Origin of the sequence: Nitratireductor indicus C115, assembly GCF_000300515.1 — a bacterium.
GTDB lineage: Bacteria > Pseudomonadota > Alphaproteobacteria > Rhizobiales > Rhizobiaceae > Nitratireductor > Nitratireductor indicus.
The window spans coordinates 106,341-128,926 of record NZ_AMSI01000004.1 but is presented as its reverse complement, the minus strand read 5'-3'; the positions used below and the strand labels follow the sequence as shown (position 1 = coordinate 128,926).

Below are 22,586 nucleotides of genomic sequence, written 5' to 3'. Positions count from 1 at the left end.
TCAGGCGCCTTCGAACCAGTCGGAAAGGCGAATATCATCCACCATACGTAGCCGCTTGCGCTCGAACTCCTCCTCGCGTCCCCAGGGCTTGGTGGCGTCGACCAGAAGCCTGCCCCAGTGATCCTTCGCCTCGTCACGGTAGAAGGACGGGGTCTCGGGAATGATCATCATGTCCTTGTCGGGGCGGCAGCGGGTCAGGATCGCCCATTGAACATCGTCCATATCGTAGATGTTCACATCACTATCGACGACGGTGATTTGCTTGGCCCATATCGGTTCGGCGCCGATGGTCGCCAGCATGACCTGTCGGGCGTGGCCCTCGAACTGGGGTTCGATCTGCACGATGGCATGGTTCACGAATGGCTGGCAGGTGACGTTGACAATGCCGGGAAGGGCTGCACTGAGCCGCTGGTAGATATTGGCCGAAACCGAAAGCTCCAGCGTCAGCACCTCTTCGGGGGAACCGCACAGGATCGAGTGGAAGAGCGCATCCTTGCGTACTGTCACGCCCAGCACCTCGAAAACGGCGTTGGGGCCGACGGGCACATAATAGCCCATGAACTCGCCGAAGGGTCCTTCCGGACGGCGTTCGTTGGGCAGGAAGCGTCCCTCGATCACCACCTCGGTCTCCGCGGGCACTTCAAGGCCGATATGATTGCATTTGCGCATGGCGATCGGGCGTCCGCGCAGGCGGGCCGCAACCTCCAGCTCATCCACGTCATAAGGCAACGGCGCGGCCGCGGTCAGGAAGGCGTGGGCGGGCGGGCCGATCAGCATGGCAGCCTCCAGCGGCTTGCCCATCTTCTCGGCCTTTTCGTGATAGATCGTCAGGTGATGGCGCGGTGCGAGACGGCAACGCAGCTCGTCGTCGCTGATGAACATGGAGCGGTGATAGGAGAGATTTCCCACCCCCGTTTCGGGATCCCTTGCGATGAACATCGCCGAGGTGAAATAAGGCGCTCCATCCCGGTCCGAATAGGTGATCAGCGGCAGGTCGGAGAGCTTGACCTCCTCATATTCGGGAAGGTTGCTTGCCGAAACGAGCGGTTCCTTCATTTCCGAACTGCCGAGAGAGGCAAGGCGGCTCCACTGCCGGCAGAAATCGCCGGCGTCGATGCCGATCACCTCGCCCAGCCGCTCGCGCGTGCTGTAGACATTGGTGACGACCGGAAAGCGGGTGCCCTTCACATTGGTGAACATGACGGGCTTTGCCCATTTCTTCTGGGCAAGATGCGTGACGGCGGCCAGCTCGTGAGCCGGATCCACCTCGCGCTCGACGACCAGGAGGTCGCCGCGTTCCTGCAGTTTACGAACGAATTCTCTCATATTGTGGGCTCCCTGTTGGGCGCTTTGCGGCAGCCTATCTGCCCTTGCGGGGGGTGGTTACGATGCGATTGGTGCGCGCTTCGTGCGTCGAGCGAAGCCTGTAGCGGTCGCCGGGGTAGATGAAGCGGCTGCGGGTGACGGGAATCCCGTCCCGCCAGGTGTAGCGGTCGAGCAGAAGGCAGGGCTGGCTGCCATCGATCTGCAGGTGCTGGCGGATTTCGTCATCGGCGCGGATCGCGCGGATGGTGTTGTCCACAGAGGTCACCGTCGTCTCGCGCAAAAGCCAGGCATGCGGCGTGTTCTGGCTGAAATCCTGATCGATATAATCGGGCGCTTCGGCAGCGTTGACGTAACGGTCTTCCAGCTGGATCGGCGTGCCGTCCTCCAGGTGCAGAAGGCGGGAGTGATAGACCGCCTCACCGGGAGCCAGCTGGAGCATGTTGCGGCCGGAACCTTCCTTGTCGAGGATTTCATGTTCCAGAACGATGCAGGTGTGCGCCCCGCCGGAGAGTGTGATCTCCTCCGAGATGTCTGACAGGTTGAAGACCGCACATTGCATGCGCGGGCCGATCACGAAGGTGCCCCGGCCCTGGGTGCGAAGAAGCACGCCGTCGGATTGCAACTCGCGCAACGCGCGCCGCACCGTGAGACGAGAGGCGCCGAATTCCTCTGCCAGCTCATCCTCGGGAGGAAGCTGGAAGTCGGCGGGCCACTCCTCGGTTTCGATCCGCCGGTCGATCACGCTCTTGATCTGCTCATAGAGGGGTAAATCAGACTGCACTTTTATATCCAAAATGATATCATTATTGCCTTGCTGCATTCACATATCATATCTCGCTCGAAATCAAGGCTGTTTTGGCGTTTTTGCGCAAAGACCCAGCTCTAAACGCCATGCAGGGGCGTTTTCGGGCCAATGATGCCTATTTTTTGACCGCATTTGCCGGATGAAAATCGGGTTGTGATTATTTTATGTGCAATTTTGATGACAGAGCTATGATAAAAGATATCGCTTGACATAGGTAATGAATATCATTTCCTATATGAAAACACATTAATGGTGGCGGGCGATCCTGTTCCAGGCTTCTGGTCTCTCCCGTTCCAATGCTGCGATAGGGAGCGATCATGTCGGCTGAAGGCTTGCAAAAATTGTCCATGTATATTGGCGGCGAGTGGGTTCCTCCCGCTTCCGGCAGCTATATCGAGACAGTCGATCCCTTTACCGGCAAGGCCTGGGCGCTGGTGCCGCGCGGAAATGCGGAAGATGCCGACAGGGCCGTTCGTGCTGCGCATCGCGCCTTCACCGAAGGGCCGTGGAGAACGATGCACCCGACCGAACGTGGCCGCGTCATCCAGCGTTTTGCGACGCTAATCGAGGAGCATGCGGACGAGCTCGCCGCGATCGAAGTGCGCGACAATGGCCGCCTGCTCGAGGAGATGAAGCATCAGATCCGCTACATTCCGCGGTGGTATCATTACTATGCCGGCTATGCCGACAAGATCGAAGGCACGGTTCACCCTTGCGACAAACCGGCACTGAGCTTCTCGCGCCATGAGCCGCTTGGCGTGTGCGTCGGCATCGTGCCGTGGAATGCACCCCTTCTTCTTTTCTCGCTCAAGGCAGCACCTGCGCTCGCGGCGGGCAACACGCTGGTCATGAAGCCCGCCGAAGTGACATCAGCAACGGCGCTGAAACTGATGGAGCTGGTCGAGAAGGCGGGCTTCCCGGAAGGCGTCATCAATGTGGTGACGGGCTATGGCCCGGAAGTCGGGGAGCCGCTCGTAACGCATCCACTGACCCGGCATCTTGGTTTCACGGGCTCCACCAAGACCGGCTCTTACCTTTATTCGCTCGCGGCAAAGGACGTTAAGCGGGTGAGCCTTGAGCTCGGCGGCAAGTCTCCGAACATCGTGTTCGCCGATGCCGATCTCGACAATGCCGTGCGTGGTGTGGTCGGTGGAATTTTCGGTGCCGTGGGGCAGACCTGTATCGCCGGTTCGCGCCTTCTCGTGCATCGGTCCGTGCACGACCGTTTCCTGGAAAAGCTCGCCGCCTTCACGAAGACGGCGCGTGTCGGCGATCCGCGAAAGGTCGAGACCCAGATCGGTCCGATCGCCAACAAGATGCAGTATGACCGCGTACTCGGTTATATCGATATCGCGCGGCAGGAGGGGGCGGAACTTATCCTCGGCGGCAAGCGTCCCGATCTGGAAGAGTGCAACGATGGCTTTTTCATTGAGCCGACTATCTTTGCGGGCGTAAACAACGATATGCGTATTGCGCGCGAGGAGGTCTTCGGGCCGGTCCTGGCCGCCATTCCCTTCGATGAGCCGGAAGAGGCGCTTGCCATTGCCAATGACAGCGAGTTCGGCCTCGCGGCAGGCGTCTGGACCGCCGACATGCGGCTTGCGCTGAAGATGTCGGAGCAGCTGGAGGCCGGCAGTGTCTGGGTCAACACTTATCGCGATATTTCCTACACCACGCCTTTCGGCGGCTACAAGAAGAGCGGTATCGGCCGTGAGAACGGCGTGGCGGGTATCTACGAATATCTGCAGACCAAGGCTGTCTGGCTTTCGACCGCTGAAGAGATCGCAAACCCCTTTGTCATCGGCTGAGACCCAGGTGAAATGATGAGAACAGGCGCTGAAATCCTTGCCGACGAACTTGCTCTGAATGGAGCGGGGATCGTTTATCATGTGCCCGGTGAGAGCTTTCTGGTGGCGCTTGATGCGCTGTCCACCCGTCACCCGGATATCCGCACCATCAGTTGCCGTCATGAAAATGGTGCCGCGCAGATGGCCGAGGCACATGGAAAGCTGACCGGCAGGCCGGGTGTCGCATTCGTCACACGCAGCCCCGGCGCCACCAATGCGGTGAACGGGGTTCACACGGCCTTTCAGGACTCGTCGCCGATGGTTCTGGTCGTGGGGCAGGTGAAGCGTTCGATCCTCGAGCGCGAGGCCTTCATGGCCTACGATTTTCGCACGATGTTCGCGCCGATGGCGAAATGGGTTGCGCAGATCGACGATCCGACGCGCATACCCGAATTCGTGCAGCGCGCCTGGGCAACGGCTCTTTCCGGACGCAAGGGGCCGGTGGTGCTGGTGGTTCCTGAAGATGTTCTGGAGGAACGGAGCGAGGTTGCGCCTTCGGTCCGTCCGGCCAAGCCTTCCCATGCCGGAACGCCGGGCGCGGAAGACCTGGAGCAGATATTCTCCATGCTGGCCGAGGCGGAAAAGCCGCTGGTGGTCGTCGGTGGCTCGGATTGGAGCGAGGCCGCGCGTGAGAGCATTCAGCGGTTTGCGACATCCCTTGGCTTGCCGGTCGTGACCACTTTCCGACGGCGCGACATCATCGATCATCGGCTTGATTGCTATGTGGGCGAGATTGGAATCGGCTCGAACCCGGCTCTTCTGGCCCATATCCGGGAGACCGATTTCATCCTGATGCTCAACGATGCATTGAGCGACGTGAACACCATCGGTGCGGGCTATATGGAAGGCTTCACGCTCTTTTCCATTCCGCACCCAAGGCAGAAGGTCGTTCATGTGATGGCGGGCGACGGCGATCTGAACCGGGTGTTCCAGGTCGACCTGGCTCTTGTCGCGGACAACGAGGCCTGCGCGCGGGCACTTGCGGATTATCCGGCCACCCCGCGCGAGCAACACAGACAATGGAGCGCGAAGCTTCGCGCAACATTGATGGAAGAGCGCGTGCCACAGCCTTGCCCGGGCAAGATCGACCTGCCGGGCCTGATGACCTGGCTGCGGGATCGTCTGCCCGAGGATGCCATTGTCACCAATGGTGTCGGTGCCTATGCCACATGGAGCCAGCGTTATTTCCCCCATTATCGCCTGCATACGCAGCTGGGCCCGATCAGCGGGTCGATGGGATACTCGCTGCCGGCGGCGATCTCGGCCAAGCTCACCCATCCCGAGCGGGTGGTGATCGATTTCGTTGGCGACGGCTGTTTCCAGATGAGCAGCGAGGAGCTGGCGACCGCCGTTCAGTACGGGGCGAATGTCATCATCGTGCTCTACAATAACGGGCTTTACGGCACGATCCGCATTCACGAGGAAAACCGGCTGGAAGGGCGGGCCAATGGCACCGATCTCGTCAATCCGGATTTCCTGATGCTTGCCAGGGCTTATGGCGCTCACGGCGAGCGCGTCACCACGACCGAGGAATTCGCACCCGCCTTCGAGCGCTGCCTCGCCTCCGGCAAGCCGGCGCTTCTCGAGATGGTGGTCGATCCCGAAGCAATCCATTGCCGTTATTCGCTGAGCGATCTTCGTGCAAGGCGCGAGGCGAAGGCGCGCGCAAAGGGAGGAGCCTGACGGCACCCGGCGCGTACACCGATTTGCCGAACCCGGCGCAGAACCGGGTCGGCGCGAGGTCGGGCGGAAGCCTCCGTTCGATTTTATCACCCCAGAGGAGTTAACGATGAAAACCAGACATATTCTTGCAACGCTTGCCCTGACGGTTTCCTGGACCGGAATGGCCGCTGCCGACGATTGCATGCTGCGCGTCACCACATGGGGCGGCAGCTATCAGGCCACCTACGAATCCGTAGCGGCAAAGTTCGAGGAACAGTACAACTGCAAGATCGAATGGGTGGTTGGCTCTAGCCCCGATCACCTGATCAAGGCGCGTCTCGGCCAGGTCGATGTGGTAACGAACACGCTTCTGAACTCGATCGCGGGCGAAAAGGAGGGGCTCTGGCTTCCCCTGGACCCGGCAAAGATTCCCAACATGGCCAATCTCTATGAGAACGCCATTTATTCCAAGGATACGATCTTTGCGAATGTGGGCGATTACGTCCTGGCCTACAACACCGACAAGCTCTCCAAGGCGCCGGCCGGCTGGGACGATCTGTGGAACCCGGACTACAAGAACAGTGTCGTGATCTACGGTGTCGATCACATTCCCACGCTCAGCCTCATGGTGATGAAGGCCGAGCAGAATGGCGGCAGCATCGACAATATGGAGCCGGGCATCGACCGGATGGCGGAGCTGATCAAGAGCGGCAACCTGATCGGCATGCTCGACGTGGAAAGCCAGATGGTCTCCCTGTTCGAAACCGGCGACGCCGCACTTGGCATGCTGGCCACCGGCCGCATGAAGGATCTCTTGTCGAAGGGGGCCAAGAACATCAGCTTCGTGCGCCCGGAAGAAGGCACTTTCCCGCTGATCACCAGCGTCAACATTCACAAGGATGCGACCGATCCGGATATGGCTGCGAATTTCGTCAATTATATCCTGAGCCCGGAGGTTCAGGTGGCCTTCGCCACACGCAATCTCTATGCGCCGACCGTGAAGAATGCCGAGGTGCCCGAGGACTTCGAATATCGCGAACTGCTTGTGCGCAACGAAGCCTTCGGCCGTCTGTTCCTGCCCGATCAGGAAAAGATCACGGCCAACAAGGCGGATTGGCAGCAGCGCCTGAACCAGAAAGCCAAGCGTTAATCGGCTAACATCCGGTGGCCCGCGAGGCGGGCCACCGGTTTCACATGCCCTACACGATATTCCGCAAGGACCCGGATTGCCGGGATAAACGCAGCCATGTCCGATGATGCAATTCAGGTCTCCGGTGTCGTTAAGCGCTATGGCGCGACGACTGCCGTTGACAATGTCTCCTTCAATGTCGCCCAGGGCGAGTTCGTTTCGCTGCTCGGCCCCAGCGGTTGCGGCAAGACCACCACGCTGAGGATGATCGCGGGGTTTGTCGAACCGACCGCCGGTGCCTTGCGCGTCAACGATCGCGACGTCACCCATCTGCCGCCTGAAAAGCGGGAACTGGGCTTCGTTTTTCAGAACTATGCGCTCTGGCCGCATATGACGGTGGCTGAGAATGTTGGCTTCGGTCTGAAGCTGCGGAGGAAGAGCCGTACCTTCATCCGCGAGAAAATCGCGGAATCTCTCTCCGTCACGGGCCTTTCGGGCTATGAGGACCGTTTGCCGCGCCAGCTTTCGGGCGGGCAGCAGCAGCGCGTTGCGCTTGCACGGGCTCTAGCGCTGGAGCCGCAGGTTCTTCTGATGGACGAGCCGCTCTCCAATCTGGATCGCGCTCTTCGCGTCACCATGCGCCGCGAGCTCAAGGAGCTGCAGGCGCGCATGAAGATGACGACGCTTTATGTAACGCATGATCAGGAGGAGGCGCTGTCTCTCTCCAATCGTGTCGTGATCATGAACAAGGGCAGGGTCGAGCAGGTCGCCGCGCCCTACGAGCTTTACGAGAACCCTGCCACGAGCTTCGTGGCGGACTTCGTGGGCATAACCAATTTCCTGGAAGGATCGGCCGTCGGTGTCGATGGCGGATCGATGGGGGTCAGGCTGCGATCCGGCCAGGTGTTGCGTGCCGTCGCAAAGACCGCCGTCACGCCGGGTGCCGAGGTGCGTGCGCTGATCCGGCCGGAGCGTGTGACACTGACGACAAAGCCCGTCGACGGAGAGAATGTCCTGTCGGGCCAGGTCATCCTGTCGGAATATTTCGGCGCGGTGCTGCGGTATTCGGTTCGGCTCGACGGCGGTGAGATTTTGCGGGCGGAAGTCCACAACTTCGACAATTTCGTCGAGACGGGTGCCAAGGTCTGGATCTGCGTCCTGCCGGAGCATCTGCGGATCATTCCGCAGGAAGGGCAGGGCTGACATGATACGCCGTGTTCTTCCACCCCTTGCGCCGGCGCTGATAGCGCTGCTGGTTTTCGTCGCCTTCCCAATGCTCTGGGTGGTGCGCACCAGCTTTAACGAGCTGGAGGCAGGAGCCTATATCGTCGATGCGCTGACGCTCGACAATTACACGCGCTTTCTGGGCGATAGCTGGTACCTGATCAATACGCTCTGGTTCTCGATCAGGATCGCGCTCATCGCCACCGCGATCTCGGTGGTCTGCGCCTATCCCGTGGCGCTTTACATCGCCCGGACCGCCGGTCTCCAGCGCAATATCCTGCTGGCACTGATCATGGCGCCCCTTCTGATCGGCCTGGTGACGCTCGTCTATGGCTGGATCGTGATCTTCCGTGGCGGCGGGTTGTTGAACTCGCTGATGATTGCGCTGCATGTCTACGACCAGCCCGTGCGCTACATGTGGGACATCAAGGGGGTTGTGATCCTCCTCGTCTACATCGGTGCGCCCTATGTCGTGCTGTCTCTGCTCGATTCAATCGAGCGTATCAGCCCGTTTCTGGTGGAAGCGGCGCGCAATGTCGGCGCCAGCCGCTGGACGGCCTTCTGGAAGATCGTCTTCCCCCTGACCATGCCTGGGCTCTATGCCGGAATCGTCATCGTGTTCGCACTGAATTTCTCGGCCTTCGCCGTGCCTTTGATGATCGGCGACAGCAACACGCAGATGATCGGCCTGGTCGTCTATCGCGAGGCTCTGCTCAACAACGATCTGCCGTTCGCTTCGGCCCTGTCGGTGATCATGGTTGCCGTGAATGCGATGATCCTCATGGGAATGGCCGTATTCTTCGGTCGCCTCATCCTCAATCGACTGGAGGTAAAGCGGTGATCCGTTTCGATTTCGGCACGGCCGCGCTGCGGCTGATCACGCTTCTCATGATGACGTTTCTGGTGTTTCCCATCGCGGTAACGCTAGTCGTGGCGGTTAATCCGAGAGAATTCATCCTGCCGCCAAACGGGTTCACGCTCGACTGGTTCAGGGCCGCATGGAGTTCGAAAACGTTCCTGCGCGGCATGGGAGTGAGCCTCGTCCTCGGCATAGCGGCTGCGTTTCTGGCGAATGTGCTTGCCCTGCCTGCCGCCATGGCTCTGGTGCGCAACAACTTCCCAGGCAAGGCGGCGCTCAACATTATCCTGATGTCGCCTCTTCTGATCCCGACGACGATCTTCAGCCTTGCGCTCTATATCTACTTCGTGCGGATTGGTTACGGTTCGGGTCTCCTGCCGCTGCTGGTCGGGCACACGATCCACATCATGCCCTATGCGCTGCGAATCCTGACGGCGAGCCTGCACAATCTGGATCCGTCCTATGAGGAGGCTGCGCGTATCGTTGGTGCAGGCCGCATCCGGACGTTGTTTTCGATCACGCTTCCGGTCATCCGCACAGGGCTTGTTTCGAGTTTTGCCCTCTGCTTCATTCTGTCGTGGAACGACTTCCCGATCTCGGTATTCCTGGCCCCGCCCGGCTGGACGCCGCTGCCGGTGGAACTCTTCTCCTATATCAAGTTTCAATACGATGCCGTGGCGGCGGCACTGGCGGGCTCCTTGATCCTTCTTTCGGCGCTGGCCATCGTCATCATTGACCGGCTGGCAGGCCTGCGGCGCGTACTGCGCTCCTGAGCACCGGTCACCAATCCAGATCCTTGAACCGCAACCGCCGTGCCCGGACATCGGGCACGGCAGGGGAGATTGTCATGAAAAACCGTATATTTGCCGGTGTGCCCTCCGAGGATATCGCCGGCTACGCCAGGGCCGTCGTGGATGGCTCCACAATCCATGTTTCCGGCGTCACCGGGCGTGATCCGGTTTCGGGAGATTTTCCCGAGCAGGCGGACGAACAGGCGCGCAACTGCCTTGCCGCAATCGATACGTCATTGCGGCAGGCGGGGGCGAGCCTGGAGAACGCAGTCGTGTGCCGGGTCTATGTGGTCGATCAGGCGAGTGCAGCGGCGGTGACGCCGGTGCTGGGCGAGATTTTCGCAGATATACGTCCAACCAACACGATGCTGATCTGCCAGATACCGGCCGCCGGCGCGAAGGTGGAAATCGAGATCACGGCCTCGACCGCTGCCTGAGATTTCTAGGCCGCTCTAGCGAATTCTTCGCGATGCGTTCGATGGTGTTACGGCCGGGCGGGGTGCGCCCTGGGTTGCGCTCGCCTCATGGGAGCTGCGCAGCCGGTAGCGGTCGCCCGGATAGAGGAAGCGGCTGCGCGTGACGGGAATATCCCCATACCAGGTGCGCCGGTCGAGCAGCAGACAGGGCTGGTTTGCGTCGACCTGCAAAAGGGCGCGGGCTTCCTCGTCGGGCCGGATGGCGCGGATTGTGTTGTCGACGAAGGTAACTTCGGTTGCGCCCAGAAGGTAGGCGTGCGGCGTTATGCGGGTAAAATCCTGCTTGATGTAATCGGGCGCCAGGGCCGCATTGACGAAACGGTCTTCGAGCTGGATCGGGGTGCCGTCTTCCAGATGCAGGAGGCGCGAATGATAGACGCTGCCATCCGGACCGACAGGAAGAAGATTTGCAAGGGAATTATCCGAAGGCAGGGTTTCGAGCGATATGACCTTGCTGAGATGGACGCCGCCGCCCTCCTCGATTTCTTCTGAAACATCCTGAAGATTGAAAATGGCGCATTGCATGCGCGGTCCGATGACGAAGGTGCCGCGCCCCTGGACGCGAACCAGCATGCCTTCCGTCTGCAGCTCGCGCAGGGCGCGCCGCACGGTGAGGCGCGAGGCGCCGAATTCTTCCGCCAGGGTCTCTTCCCCCGGAACCTGGAAATCGGCTGGCCATTCCTGTTGCTGAATGCGCTTTTCAATGACCGATTTGATCTGCTCGTAAAGCGGTTGGCCTGGCTGGCTCACGACATTGCCCCCAATCGGAATCATCTGAAAAGAAGGAGTGCATTATCTTTTCGCGCTCTCTCCTGTGCGATTGCGATCCTTAAATCACATTCGTCGCAGGGGATTATAGGCTCGCTTGGGGAGGAAATAATATCATTCATTTGAAGCATTCGTCGCAGTGACTTCCATCGGAAATTGTGGCACCGCTTGCATATGAGGATGATGCGGGAGCTCTTGCGGGATCGTGTCGTGGCGGGTCTTTTGGCCTGCCTCTTGGCCTACGCCGTCCTTTTCCAGGGTGTCGCCTATGCCTTCTCGCAAGGGGCGATGGCCGGTTCCGGGGCCGTTCCGGGTTTTGTGCTTTGCACCAACAATGGTGCGCAGGCAGATGAGGACGGGCTTCCGGCAAACGGGCGCACCGCGCATGATTGCTGCACGGCGCTGTGCCAGGCGGGCTGTGCCGTTTCCCCCGCGCTTGGCGCAACGACACCGGCTCTTGAGAGCCCCGTCACACTGCTGCTGGCCCGGACATGGCCCGAACGCGTGGCGCCAGCGCATCCGGGCGCACGTGGCCTGCTTGCCGAAGCGCGAGGGCCCCCGACTTTCTCCATCTGACGTTGACCCATGGCTGCACGCGCAGCCGGGTATTTCATGGCTGCACGCGCAGCCGGACCCTACGCATTTGGAGAAATGATATGCGATATCTTGTTCATGTTCTTGCGGCTGTCTCGATGCTTGCCGCCACCACCGCTTTTGCCGCCGACTACACGCTCGGCAAGCTTGAAATCGAAGCCCCCTGGACCCGCGCAACCCCACCCGGGGCGAAGGCGGCTGGCGGTTTCCTGATCGTCACGAACACAGGCGGCGAGGCCGACCGTCTTGTCAGCGCGGAGGCGGGCATTGCCGGCCGGGTCGAACTGCACACCATGTCGATGACCGATGGCGTGATGAAAATGCGTCATCTGCCCGAAGGGATCGATATCCCGGCAGGCGAGACGGTGAAGCTTGCGCCCGGCGGCCTGCATGTGATGTTCATGGAATTGAAGGAACCGATCACGCAAGATGCGCCTGTTCCCGTGACGCTGACATTCGAGAAGGCGGGGCAGGTTGAAGTGGAAATGACCGTTGCACCGCCCGGCGCGCCCGGGCCGGCAGGACAGGGCCACAAGATGGGCGGAGGAAAGAACTGATGTCACCCCGCAAGTTGGGCGCATTGGCCGGTGGCATATTCGCGGTGGTTCTCGCCATCGTTGCCATCGCGACCATGGATCGTGCGCCCCTGGGAGGGCCTGGACAGGGCTCGGGGACTGCCGCCATCGGCGGTCCCTTCACACTCACCGACGAGGCTGGCGCGAAAGTCACGGAAGCGGATTTCCTCGGCAAGCCGACGGCGATCTTCTTCGGTTTCACCTTCTGCCCCGATGTCTGCCCGACCACGCTCTTCGAGCTGTCCGGCCTGATCGACAAGCTTGGCCCGGAAGCGGACAAGCTCAACTACGCGTTCGTCTCCGTGGATTGGGAGCGCGACGGACCGGAGGAACTGGCCAGCTACACATCCAGCTTCGACGACCGCATCCGCGGCCTTTCAGGAACCGAGGATGAAATCGAGACCGTCACCAAGGCCTATCGCGTCTATTACAAGAAGGTTCCCACCGATGATGGCGAGTACACCATCGATCACACGGCGTCCGTCTATCTGATGGACAAGGACGGCCGTTTCGTCGGTACGCTCGCTTATGGCGAGGCGCAGGATTCGATGCTCGAAAAGCTGAAGCGGCTGATCGAAGGCGCCTGAAGGGGGAAAATCATGACTGGATTATCTTCACCGGCTGCCGATGCCCGGCAGCCGGGCGCTGCAATGCGCAAATTCTACATGGCCGCATGGCGCTGGCATTTCTATGCCGGGCTCTATGTGGCTCCGTTTCTGGTGATGCTCGCGGTTACGGGGCTCATCATGCTCTGGATATCGGCCATCGATGGGCGCGACGGGGAGAAAATCGCCGTCGAGGCCGTTGGGCAACCGGCCAGCGTTCTGGCACAGGCGTCCGCTGCCCACGTCATGTTCCCCGGGAGCCGGGTGGTGGAATATATCGCCCCGCCGGCGGCGGATCGGGCGGCGATCTTCCGCCTCGACAGGGACGGGCAGGGCACGATGGTCGCCGTCGATCCATACAATGCCCAGATTCTCGGACATTGGGACCGGCAGGCGGGCTGGTATGATTTCGCCTCCGATATTCATGGAACATTACTGCTTGGCACGTTGGGGGATCGGCTGATCGAGATTGCCGCCGGTTTCGGCATCGTGCTCGTGGTGACGGGGCTTTATCTGTGGTGGCCGCGCAGGCCAGGGGAGTTGCGCAAGGCGCTGATACCCGACCTCAAGGTGCCCGGGCGGCTTCGCTGGAAGGCGCTTCACCGCTCGGTCGGGTTTTGTATCTCGCTCCTGCTGGTGGCCTTCCTCTTGAGTGGCATGTCCTGGGCGGGTGTCTGGGGCGAGAAATTCGTTCAGGCCTGGAGCACGTTTCCGGCGGAGAAGTGGAACAATGTGCCCCTTTCCGACCTGACGCATGCCTCGATGAACCACGGCGCCATCAAGGATGTGCCCTGGGGCCTGGAGCAGACGGCAATGCCTGCCTCCGGTTCGAAGGCCGGGCGCGCTGGCATGCCGGGCAGGGCGCCCTTCACCTTCGACGACATGGTGGCCTTCGGTCGGTCTATGGGTTTCGAGGGGCGTTTTCGCGTGGCGACGCCGGTTGGACAAACGGGCGTCTGGACGCTGACACAGGATTCCATGAGCAACGATTCCACCGATCCGGCATCCGACCGCACGGTGCATGTGGACCAGTATACGGGCAATGTCCTCGCGGAGGTTGGCTTTGCCGACTATTCGCTGCCGGCCAAGGCCATGGCCGTCGGCATCGCATTTCACGAGGGTGATCTCGGGTTCTGGAACATTGCGCTCAACACCTTGTTCTGCCTGTCAGTCATCTTTCTTGCGATCAGCGGTGCGGCCATGTGGTGGATCAGAAGGCCGTCGAAGGTGATGCGCCTTGCGGCACCGCCCATGCCTGCCGATCTTCCGCTGTGGAAAGGGGCGGTAACCGTCATGCTTCTTGTGGCATTGCTCTTTCCGCTGGTGGGCATCACGCTCTTGTGTGTGATGCTACTTGATCTGGTGATCGTGCGCCGCGTCGCGGTGCTGTCACGCGCGCTGGCCTGACCTTTGCAATGAGGGCAGTGCTTTATCGTTGAGCGCTGCCCTTTCCCGGCTTATGATCGGGGCGATTGGAGATTGCCATGCAAAGCGAAAAGCCTGCCCGAGTTCCATCCTTGCTCAGCAAGGTTCTGGAAAATGCACCGCATCCGGCCGATATCCGCTTATTGGCCCAGCGGCTTCACGATCACGCGCTGGAGCCACGTTCCACGCCTGAGGAAACACGCGCTCTCGTTTCCGATCTCGGTTATCAGAGCATTGATGCGTTCTGCGCCGCGGCGGGTCTGCCCGCCCATCTGGCGGACCGGTGGGAGCGTTTTGGCATTTCAGGCGAGATGCGCCAGGTCATCCTTTTGATCGCAGAGCAACGCCGGGCGATGCGCGAAGCCATTCGTGAATTCGAGGCCATGACGCATGTGGGGCTCGACGATTTCATGCGCGAGCGCGGGTTTATCTAGAGCATTTTGCAGTCAGGTGGAATCACCTGACGTCCGCATAAATGCGGAAAAACAAGAAGATTGAGCGTCCTTTGTGCGTCCAAGAGGACGCACGGCGCTCTAGCCATTTCGCAAGGCGATGATTTTATCTGGCGTCGGATGCATCCGGCGCCAGTTTCATTTTGTATGCTTCAGAAGTCTTCGTTCCCGGCTTTTTCCAGAAGCATGCGGGCGGTTGCCGCATCGGTGATGAGGGCCTGTGCGGAAACGGTGCGCAGCGCCGCCAGTATGGCATCGACCTTCGCCCCTCCGCCGGCAGCCAGGATGACATGCGGAATCCTTGCCACCGTGTCGAGGTCGATGGCCATGATGCGCTGGTTGACTTCGTGATCGACAAGGCGACCGGCGCTGTCAACGAAGAAGCACAGAATATTGGCGACAGCGCCCTTCTCGCGCAGCGGTTCGATGAGGGCGGGGGGAACGATGCCATAGCGGAAAATGGTCGCGCTCGGCGCGACCTCGCCAACGGTGAGGAGCGCCATGTCTGCCTGTGCCGCGCGCTCGCGCACGTCGCGCAGCGACGGTTGCTCCCATAACCGGTCGCGCAGTTCCGGATCGTCCACCACGACAGGCGCGGTGATCTGAAAACTGTCGACCTTGAAACGCTCGGCCACCTTGGTTGCGACAATGGACGGGTTGATCCACTGCGAATGGGGCAGGGCACCCACCAGGCCGATGACCGTCGTCTCCTTCAGGTCCCGCCGCGCCATGAAGGCAAGGCTTGAATGCAGGGTCGCTCCGCCGCCGATCGCGAGCGTCATTCCGTCCTTGAGCTGTTCCTCGAGGTAGCGCGCGACCGCATGGCCGATGGCGCGTTCCAGGTTCTTGCTCTCGTCGGGTTCCGGTACGACGATTGCGCTTTGCAGGTTCCAGCGTTCCTCAAGCTGCCGCTCAAGCGCCACCTGTTCGACCGTGTCGGCATTGATCGTGGTGACGACGATATGGTCTTCCGCGCTTGCGGCCAGCGCACGCATCACCTTCATGCGACTTACATTGAGCAGGCTCGCGATGCGCTCCTGCGTGAGGCCCTCAACATAGTAGAGCCAGGCCATCTTCACATTGATATCTGCAGAAGAGAGCGCGGGTTCGCTCGCCTTCTTTTTCTTCTTCGCCTTGTTGGGCACGGCGCTGATTCCCTCTTTCATCGCCTGTGGACCGGGCTCCGACGATGCATCGCCGGGCTGTTCAGCTGTGAACTTTAAGCGGAAAACGACGAAATTTTATTGCGTTCTTTTGTTATTGACGAAATACATATGTTCATATTCAATAATCGGGCGCATTTGTTACGTGCCTGTCATACTGCGCATGCACGGGAGGAGTTCCGACACGCATCGCGTCGGAAGATGCAAACAGAGGAGTCCATTTCGATGGCTAACAAAACACGCACCCGCACGGTCGCGCTTGCGGCCGCTCTTTTCACATCCGTCGCTTTCGCGCCGGCCTTTGCCGAGGACCTGGTCCTCTACACGTCGCAGCCGGATGCCGATGCCGCGGCCACGGTGGACGCGTTCAAGGCGGCCAATCCGGGCGTCGAGGTGCAGATCTTCCGCTCGGGCACGAGCGACCTTTTGACGAAGCTCGCCGCCGAATTCGCCGCCGGCAGCCCGCAGCCGGACGTGTTGCTGATCGCAGACGCCGTCAGCATGGAATCGTTGAAGAAGGATGGCCGGCTCATGGCCTATCCCGAAGCCAATGTGGAAGGTTTCGAGACCTCGGCTTATGACGCTGACAAGACCTATTTCGGCTCCAAGCTGATCACCACCGGCATTGCCTACAACACCCGCGCTGCCGAGAAGCCGGAGCATTGGTCCGACCTCGCTGGCGAGGCCTACAAGGATCTCACCATCATGCCGAGCCCGCTCTATTCGGGTGCGGCCGCGTATCTCCTTTCTGCCTTCGTCAACCGCGACGATCTCGGCTGGGATTATTTCGAGAAGCTGAAGGAAAACGGCCTGGTCAGCGTGCGCGGCAATGGCGCTGTGCTGAAGTCGGTCGCCAGCGGTGAAAAGGCCTACGGCATTCTCGTCGACTTCATGGCCATGAATGCCAAGAAGAACGGCTCCCCGATCGAGTTCGTTTTCCCCGAGGAAGGTGTGACGGCGGTCACCGAGCCGGTGGCCATCATGTCGACCGCAAAGAACGCCGATGTTGCGAAGAAGTTCGTCGACTTCATTCTTTCCGATGACGGCCAGAAGCTTGCGCTGAAGCAGGGTTACCTGCCGGCAAAGCCGTCCGTCGGCCGTCCCGACTGGCTGCCGGAAGGCACGGAAGTGAAAGTCATGTCCGTCGACGTCAAGAAGGTGGTCGAGGAGATTGGTGCCAACAAGGAGAAATTCTCCTCCATGTTCGGCGGCTGAGGTCACCCATAAATGTCCGCAACTCGCAAGGAACGTCAGGGCCAGGAGCTGGCCCTGACAACGATGATCGTCGCGCTCATCGTCATCTTCTCGCTCCTGCCGATGGCGCGGCTTCTTCAGGAAGTCATCCTGCCTGGTGGAAGCCTTTCCGTCGACGTGATCTACAAGGGGCTTGTCAGCAACACGACATGGGTCGCCACCTGGAACACCATTGCCGTGGGCTTGGGCGGCACGCTGTTCGCGCTCGTCCTGGGCGTCGCCGTGGCCATCCTCGTCTCGATCACGGATGTGCGTCAGCGACAGGCTTTCGTTCTGTGCTTCGTCACGCCGCTGATGATCGCGCCGCAGGTGACGGCTCTGGCCTGGCTACAGCTTTTCGGGCCTTCAAGCCCGCTTTTGAACATGCTGGGCATGGCGCCGCCGCTCGGTACACGCAATCCGCTCTATTCGCCCGAGGGCATCGTCTTTCTGCTGGGCATTCAGTACGCGCCGCTGGTTTTCCTGATCGTGCGCGCCGGCATGCGCAAACTGCCGCGCGAGCTGGTTGAAGCCGCGCAGTCGAGCGGCGCCGGATGGGCGCGGGTTCTCTTCACCATCATCCTGCCGCTCATGACGCCGTCCATCGTCGGCGCTGCGGCACTGACCTTCGTGTCCTGCGTCGGCAATTTCGGCATCCCGGCTTTCCTGGGTATCCCGGCAAATTATCTCGTCCTGCCGACCCTTATCTATCAGCGCCTTGCCGGAGGCGGTCCCGCCGTCCTTTCCGAGGTCGCGTTCCTTTCGGTCCTGATCGGCATCATCGCCATGATCGGCATCGTATTGCAGGATCGTCTTTCCAGCCGCCGCGATTTCCGCATCACCTCCACCTCGCTTTCCGTCACGCCCTATGAGCTTGGCCGGTGGCGGGTGCCGATGGAGATCGGCATGTGGGTTCTGATCGCGATCATCCTCGTCCTGCCTCTGGTCGGTCTCGTGCTCACTTCCCTGGTGCGCGGTTATGGCGTGACGCTGTCTGCCGATACGGCAACGCTGGAAAACTATCGCTTCGTGATCTTCGAGCATGTGGCGGCGCGGCGTGCATTCCTGAACAGCATGTATCTGTCGGCTGCGGCAGCTGTCTTCGCCGTGTTCGTCGCTATTCCGCTCGGCTATGTGATCGCCTGGGGCAAGAACCGCTGGATCAAGATGCTCAATCTTGCTGTGGAACTGCCCTATGCGCTTCCCGGCGTGGTGCTGGCGATTGCCTCGCTGCTTCTGTTCCTGAAGCCCATGCCCATTACAGGCATCCAGATTTACAATACGGTCTGGATCATTCTCTACGCCTATCTCGCGCGCTTCCTCGTGCTCGCCGTGCGGCCCACGGTCACGGGTTATTTCCAGCTCGACCGGGCGTTGGAGGAAGCCGCGCAAGTGGCGGGTGCGGGTCTTTTCACGCGGCTTCGCACCATCATCTTCCCGCTGATCGCCCCCGCGGCGATGGCCGGCGGCCTGCTGATCTTCATGACCGCACTTTGCGAGCTGACGGTGTCGGCGCTTCTGTGGTCGTCCGGATCGGAGACGATTGGCGTTGTCATCTTCTCGTTCGAACAGGGTGGCGATTCCAAATATGCGGCGGCGGTTTCCGCCATCATGGTCGCCACCACCTTCCTCCTGATGCTGCTCGCCAGCCTCTTTGCAAACAAACTACCAGACGGAGTTCTTCCATGGCGGGACTGAGCATCCAGAACGTCACCAAGACATTCGGAACAGCCAAGGCGCTAGACGACGTATCCATTGAGGTTGCTGATGGCGAGTTCCTTGCCGTGCTTGGCCCCTCGGGCTGTGGCAAGACCACGCTGCTGCGCATGATCGCCGGCTTCGAAACCGTCTCGGGTGGCAAGATAGACATCGGTGGCCGCGAGGTTTCCACGCCGCAGATGAACATCTCGCCGGAAAAGCGTCGGGTGGGCATCGTGTTCCAGAACTATGCGCTGTGGCCGCATATGTCCGTGGAAGAGAATATCGGCTACTCGCTGAAGGTTGCCGGCGTTTCGAAGGCCGAACGGGAGGCGCGCGTGACGGCCGCTCTCGAACTCGTCAACATGCAGCAATATGGCGACCGTCGCCCGGCCAACCTTTCGGGCGGTCAGCGCCAGCGCGTTGCGCTTGCCCGTTGTCTCGTCGCCGAACCGCGCCTGGTGCTTTTCGACGAACCGCTCGCCAATCTCGATGTGCATCTGCGTGCCTCGATGGAGGACGAGTTCGCCGATTTCCACAAACGCACGGGAACGACGATCCTCTACATCACCCATGACCAGGCGGAAGCCATGGCACTGGCCGACCGCATTGCGGTCATGGACCATGGCCGGCTCATGCAGCTTGCCACTCCGCGCGAGCTTTATCATGAGCCGGCCAATGAAATGGTCGCCTCCTTCATCTCCCAGGGCATGGTGTTGCCGGCTGATGTGGAGACGGCGGAGAAGGGCGGCGAATGCAAGGTGACAGTGCTCGGCCAGGAACTGGTCGTGCGCTGCCGCAAGGGCGAGAAGCCCCGCAAGAATGCGCGCATCTGCTGTCGGGCTTCGCAGATCGAGGCCGTCAAGGGCAAGGGTGCGGGCTTCGACGGCACGATCACGCGGGCGGTCTATCGCGGCGGTTCCGCGCGAGTGGAGTTCGAACCGGAAGCAGCACCCAATCTGGGCCTGCATTTCGACCAGCCGGACCCGGTCAGCTTCGAGGCGGGCCAGCGCACGCGACTGCGGATCACCTCGGGCTGGCTCATTCCTGCAGGTGAGGGCGCCTGATGCTGCAAGTCGATCTCCAGGGCGGGTTTGGCGAGAAAGGCCGCACGAGCGTTGCTGTCTGCGACGGAGAAACCCGCATCATGCTCGATGCGGGGATCAAGGTCGGCGCAACGGGCGATGAATACTACCCGCAGCTTTCGCGGCCGACCGGGGAGATCGACGCACTCTTCATCTCTCATGCGCATGAAGATCACATCGGCGCGCTCTGTCGCCTCGCAAGGATGGGCTATGCAGGCCCTATCTACATGACGGAGGAAACGCGGGCGGAGATGCCCGCGACGCTCGCGCAATACGCCGATCCTGAAGAGTTGCGGCGGTATCCGCCGAAGGATGAACAAATCCGCCTCTTCCGTCCAGGCGATACGTTGCAGGTCGGCGCGCTTTCGGTCGAGACCGGAGCTTCGGGCCATGTGGTCGGAGGCGTCTGGTTTGCTGTGCGCACCGGCGGGCATTGTGTCGTCTACGCTGCGGACATGGTGCCCCGGAGCACGGTCTTCCGCATGGAGCCCCTGCCGGCTTGCGACCTGCTCATCCTCGACGCTTCCTATGGCGGCGATCCCGTGCCGGGCGCTGAGCGGGCGCGGGGCATAGCTGCGTGGGTTGCGCGGCATTCCGGCGGCTGCCTTTTGCCCACGCCCCTTTCGGGCCGCTCGCTCGAGCTCATGGCGGCGATCGATACGCCCTTTGCCATTGCCGCGGGCATGCGCGAACCCCTTGCCGCACAGATTGGCGCGGGTGATGCGTTGCGCGCGGGCCTTGCCGGAAAGCTCGCGGAGAAACTCGCTGCGGCTCGCGAATGGAGCGAGGGCGAACCCCTGCCGGATTGCCCGCTCCTCGTGCATGACGGCATGGGTGTGGCGGGTCCCGCGCGCCCTGCCATCGCGGCAGCCGATGCTGCGGGCTACCCGATCCTGCTGTCCGGGCATTTGCCGAAGGGCTCGCCCGGCGCGCTTCTGGCGGAAGCGGGGCGGGCGGACTGGATTCGCATGCCGACCCACCCGACCCTGCCCGAGAATGTCGCCTTGTGGGAAGAACTCGGCCGCCCCGCCACGCTCGGCCATTCCTGCGACGCTGCCGTTCTGGGCGAACTTCATGAACATATCCCGGCCCTCGAAACCGGTTTTCGAACGGGCCAGACCTATCTGATCGGAAAAGAGGCCGTGCATGCGCATTCTGATATCCAACGATGACGGGATCGAGGCTCCGGGCATTGCGCTCGCAGCCGAGGCTGCCGCCAAGCTCAGTGACGATGTCTGGGTGGTTGCCCCCGATGCGAAGCGCACGGCGGCCGGTCCCTCGTTGACCATCGCACGTCCGCTGACGATGCGCCGGCTGGGCGAGCGCCGCTTCTCCTGTTCCGGCACGCCGGGCGATTGCGTGGTGACCTCCATGGCCTGGCTCTTCCGTGACGGCAAAAAGCCCGACCTCGTCGTTGCAGGTATCAATGACGGGCGCAATGTGGGTGAGGATCTCGCCTATTCCGGCACGCTGGGGATCGCCCGTGAAGCGACCTTCTGGGGTATCCCTGCCATCGGCTTCTCACGGGTGAAGAAGGCGAATGTCCGGTCTGGCGATGCGGAATGGCTTTCCCGTTTCATCGGGCGCTTGTGGCAGACCCGAAACGATTGGGCGCTCGAAGGCCATTGGCTGAGCGTCAATCTTCCTTCAGACCTTCCCGCACCGATCGCGCAGCCGAAGATCGGGCGCGACAAGATCGCCCGCAAGGCGGATGTGGTGAAGGAAGAAGGCGATGTGATCGAGCTGGTGGTGCCGCGCGGGCGCGAGCACGCCACGACCACAGGAGATGAAAACAGCCTGATCGACGAAGGATTCGTCACCATGAACCGCCTCAACTGGTTCGGCGAGACGCCGCTCGGTGGCGGTTTCATGGAAGGTCTGCGCGCGGCTGCCAAATAGGGCGCTGGCGAGCATGTTGAGGCCGGGGCAATCGCCCCCCGGCCCTCAGGCGTTGGGGGCAATCGCGTATTTCTCGATCATGGATTCGAGATAGCTTGCAGCCTCATCGCCCTTGAGCGATTCCGACCATAGGCGCGCTGCGATATCCTCATGCAGGCTCATCGCCTCGGGCGCCGAGGTGATGAGCGCCACACCGACGCGGATATTGGGCTGTTCGCCCAGCCGGAAGGGGCTGATCGCCAGGACCGAGCGGTCCGCCTGCCGGAAAATCTGGAAGCTGGTTGCCGGCACGGGTTCGCGCACGATGCCGATCTGTATTCCGATGGGCTGTTCCCGCAGCATCTCCAGAATGTATTCGGCCTCGCGCCGCGCCTGCAGCCGGCGTTCCATGACCACCTCAGGCGGAAGATCATGGCTGCCGATCAGCCCGTGCAGCAGGAAGCGTTCCAGATCGGCGGAAGCGATCAAGCTGACGATCAGCGGCCGGCGCAGCCGGAAGGCTTCCTTGCGCGCGCGCAGAATATCGATCAGCGCAAGCGCCGCCTCGGCCGATTTGCCGTCCGGATCCATGCCATCGGGAATGGATTCTGCGAGCACTTCCCGCAACACCTCGTCATACATGTCGGAGGTGAGCAGATAGGAAACCGGGCTGAACAGGCCGATGATCTGCTGACACCCTTCCTCAAGCTGGCGCATACGCTCGAAGAAGGCGATGGCATTGCTCACATACTCGACGCCGACGCCCATCAGGCTCGGCAGCGAGACGCCCAGCTCATCGGCGATGCTGGTCAGCATCTCTATCTTGCGGATTTCGCCCTTTTCGGCCCGGTAGAGAGCCGCGCGGGAAATACCGAGCTTCTCGGCCAACGCATCCGGCGTCAGGCCTTTCCCAAGGCGATAAGCCCGCAATCGCGCGCCGATATCGCTGAATCTGATCAAGTCACCCTGCGGCAAGTTTTTTCTCGCAACC

General features: G+C 61.2%; 22 protein-coding genes. 17 read left to right on the top strand and 5 right to left on the bottom strand.

Annotated features, from left to right (window positions below):
• Together NA8A_RS07140 and hutC (NA8A_RS07135) are read right to left on the bottom strand one after the other, a co-directional pair.
• Entirely contained in the window at nt 1–1,326 is a 1,326-nt protein-coding gene (locus NA8A_RS07140; protein ID WP_009756236.1) for a UbiD family decarboxylase, read from the bottom strand.
• A 34-nt stretch (nt 1,327–1,360) separates the two neighbouring features.
• A complete protein-coding gene (hutC, locus tag NA8A_RS07135; protein WP_009756235.1) occupies nt 1,361–2,146 on the bottom strand; it encodes a histidine utilization repressor in 786 nt (261 codons plus the stop codon).
• 302 nt (nt 2,147–2,448) lie between these two features.
• On the opposite strand from hutC (NA8A_RS07135), the gene NA8A_RS07130 reads away from it, so the two are divergent.
• From NA8A_RS07130 to NA8A_RS07100, 7 genes are all read left to right on the top strand, one after another.
• A complete protein-coding gene (locus NA8A_RS07130; protein ID WP_040672022.1) occupies nt 2,449–3,939 on the top strand; it encodes an aldehyde dehydrogenase in 1,491 nt (496 codons plus the stop codon).
• Between the two features lie 12 nt (nt 3,940–3,951).
• Nucleotides 3,952–5,661, top strand: a complete 1,710-nt coding sequence (locus tag NA8A_RS07125) for a thiamine pyrophosphate-binding protein (RefSeq protein ID WP_009756233.1) — start codon at nt 3,952–3,954, stop codon at nt 5,659–5,661.
• Nucleotides 5,662–5,767: 106 nt separating this feature from the next.
• Complete coding sequence (locus NA8A_RS07120; RefSeq protein WP_009756232.1) at nt 5,768–6,790, top strand: ABC transporter substrate-binding protein; 1,023 nt, start codon at nt 5,768–5,770, stop codon at nt 6,788–6,790.
• 96 nt (nt 6,791–6,886) lie between these two features.
• Nucleotides 6,887–7,972 (top strand): ABC transporter ATP-binding protein, encoded by a 1,086-nt coding sequence (locus tag NA8A_RS07115; protein WP_009756231.1) that lies wholly within the window; start codon nt 6,887–6,889, stop codon nt 7,970–7,972.
• A 1-nt stretch (nt 7,973) separates the two neighbouring features.
• On the top strand, nt 7,974–8,834 hold the full coding sequence (locus NA8A_RS07110; RefSeq protein ID WP_009756230.1) for an ABC transporter permease: 861 nt from the start codon (nt 7,974–7,976) through the stop codon (nt 8,832–8,834).
• Nucleotides 8,831–9,625, top strand: coding sequence for an ABC transporter permease (locus tag NA8A_RS07105; protein ID WP_009756229.1), 795 nt, complete (start codon nt 8,831–8,833; stop codon nt 9,623–9,625). The genes NA8A_RS07110 and NA8A_RS07105 overlap by 4 nt, the downstream gene beginning before the upstream one ends.
• A 74-nt stretch (nt 9,626–9,699) precedes the next feature.
• The gene (locus tag NA8A_RS07100) at nt 9,700–10,080 is read left to right on the top strand and encodes a Rid family hydrolase (RefSeq protein WP_009756228.1); all 381 of its coding nucleotides are present in this window, start codon (nt 9,700–9,702) and stop codon (nt 10,078–10,080) included.
• Between the two features lie 15 nt (nt 10,081–10,095).
• Here the strand turns inward: NA8A_RS07100 and hutC (NA8A_RS07095) are convergent, their stop codons facing one another.
• On the bottom strand, nt 10,096–10,893 hold the full coding sequence (gene hutC, locus NA8A_RS07095) for a histidine utilization repressor (RefSeq protein WP_009756227.1): 798 nt from the start codon (nt 10,891–10,893) through the stop codon (nt 10,096–10,098).
• 174 nt (nt 10,894–11,067) lie between these two features.
• Here hutC (NA8A_RS07095) and NA8A_RS07090 point away from each other — a divergent pair, with 174 nt between their 5' ends.
• The 5 genes from NA8A_RS07090 (at nt 11,068) to NA8A_RS07070 (ending at nt 14,520) form a co-directional block, all read left to right on the top strand.
• A complete protein-coding gene (locus NA8A_RS07090) occupies nt 11,068–11,463 on the top strand; it encodes a hypothetical protein (RefSeq protein WP_040672020.1) in 396 nt (131 codons plus the stop codon).
• Nucleotides 11,464–11,543: 80 nt separating this feature from the next.
• Nucleotides 11,544–12,038 (top strand): copper chaperone PCu(A)C, encoded by a 495-nt coding sequence (locus NA8A_RS07085; protein WP_009756225.1) that lies wholly within the window; start codon nt 11,544–11,546, stop codon nt 12,036–12,038.
• Nucleotides 12,038–12,643: an SCO family protein gene (locus NA8A_RS07080; RefSeq protein WP_009756224.1), complete on the top strand. Its 606-nt coding sequence runs from the start codon at nt 12,038–12,040 to the stop codon at nt 12,641–12,643. Before NA8A_RS07085 ends, NA8A_RS07080 begins: the two co-directional genes overlap by 1 nt.
• Before the next feature lie 12 nt (nt 12,644–12,655).
• Nucleotides 12,656–14,068, top strand: a complete 1,413-nt coding sequence (locus tag NA8A_RS07075; protein WP_009756223.1) for a PepSY-associated TM helix domain-containing protein — start codon at nt 12,656–12,658, stop codon at nt 14,066–14,068.
• 77 nt (nt 14,069–14,145) lie between these two features.
• Complete coding sequence (locus NA8A_RS07070) at nt 14,146–14,520, top strand: hypothetical protein (protein ID WP_009756222.1); 375 nt, start codon at nt 14,146–14,148, stop codon at nt 14,518–14,520.
• Between the two features lie 170 nt (nt 14,521–14,690).
• Here NA8A_RS07070 and NA8A_RS07065 read toward each other — a convergent pair whose 3' ends face one another.
• Nucleotides 14,691–15,704 carry a sugar-binding transcriptional regulator gene (locus NA8A_RS07065; RefSeq protein ID WP_009756221.1) on the bottom strand — a complete coding sequence of 338 codons (1,014 nt, stop codon included), beginning with the start codon at nt 15,702–15,704 and terminating at the stop codon, nt 14,691–14,693.
• A gap of 222 nt (nt 15,705–15,926) precedes the next feature.
• On the opposite strand from NA8A_RS07065, the gene NA8A_RS07060 reads away from it, so the two are divergent.
• Genes NA8A_RS07060 through NA8A_RS07040 form a run of 5 tightly spaced genes read left to right on the top strand, consistent with a single transcriptional unit; the run spans nt 15,927 to nt 21,616 of the window.
• On the top strand, nt 15,927–16,916 hold the full coding sequence (locus NA8A_RS07060; protein WP_009756220.1) for an ABC transporter substrate-binding protein: 990 nt from the start codon (nt 15,927–15,929) through the stop codon (nt 16,914–16,916).
• Between the two features lie 12 nt (nt 16,917–16,928).
• Complete coding sequence (locus NA8A_RS07055) at nt 16,929–18,632, top strand: ABC transporter permease (protein ID WP_009756219.1); 1,704 nt, start codon at nt 16,929–16,931, stop codon at nt 18,630–18,632.
• Entirely contained in the window at nt 18,620–19,699 is a 1,080-nt protein-coding gene (locus tag NA8A_RS07050) for an ABC transporter ATP-binding protein (RefSeq protein WP_009756218.1), read from the top strand. Before NA8A_RS07055 ends, NA8A_RS07050 begins: the two co-directional genes overlap by 13 nt.
• Nucleotides 19,699–20,889 carry an MBL fold metallo-hydrolase gene (locus tag NA8A_RS07045; protein WP_009756217.1) on the top strand — a complete coding sequence of 397 codons (1,191 nt, stop codon included), beginning with the start codon at nt 19,699–19,701 and terminating at the stop codon, nt 20,887–20,889. The genes NA8A_RS07050 and NA8A_RS07045 overlap by 1 nt, the downstream gene beginning before the upstream one ends.
• Nucleotides 20,864–21,616 carry a 5'/3'-nucleotidase SurE gene (locus tag NA8A_RS07040; RefSeq protein ID WP_009756216.1) on the top strand — a complete coding sequence of 251 codons (753 nt, stop codon included), beginning with the start codon at nt 20,864–20,866 and terminating at the stop codon, nt 21,614–21,616. The genes NA8A_RS07045 and NA8A_RS07040 overlap by 26 nt, the downstream gene beginning before the upstream one ends.
• 45 nt (nt 21,617–21,661) lie before the next feature.
• On the opposite strand, the gene NA8A_RS07035 is transcribed toward NA8A_RS07040, so the two are convergent.
• Nucleotides 21,662–22,555: a helix-turn-helix domain-containing protein gene (locus NA8A_RS07035; RefSeq protein WP_009756215.1), complete on the bottom strand. Its 894-nt coding sequence runs from the start codon at nt 22,553–22,555 to the stop codon at nt 21,662–21,664.
• Nucleotides 22,556–22,586: the final 31 nt, after the last annotated feature.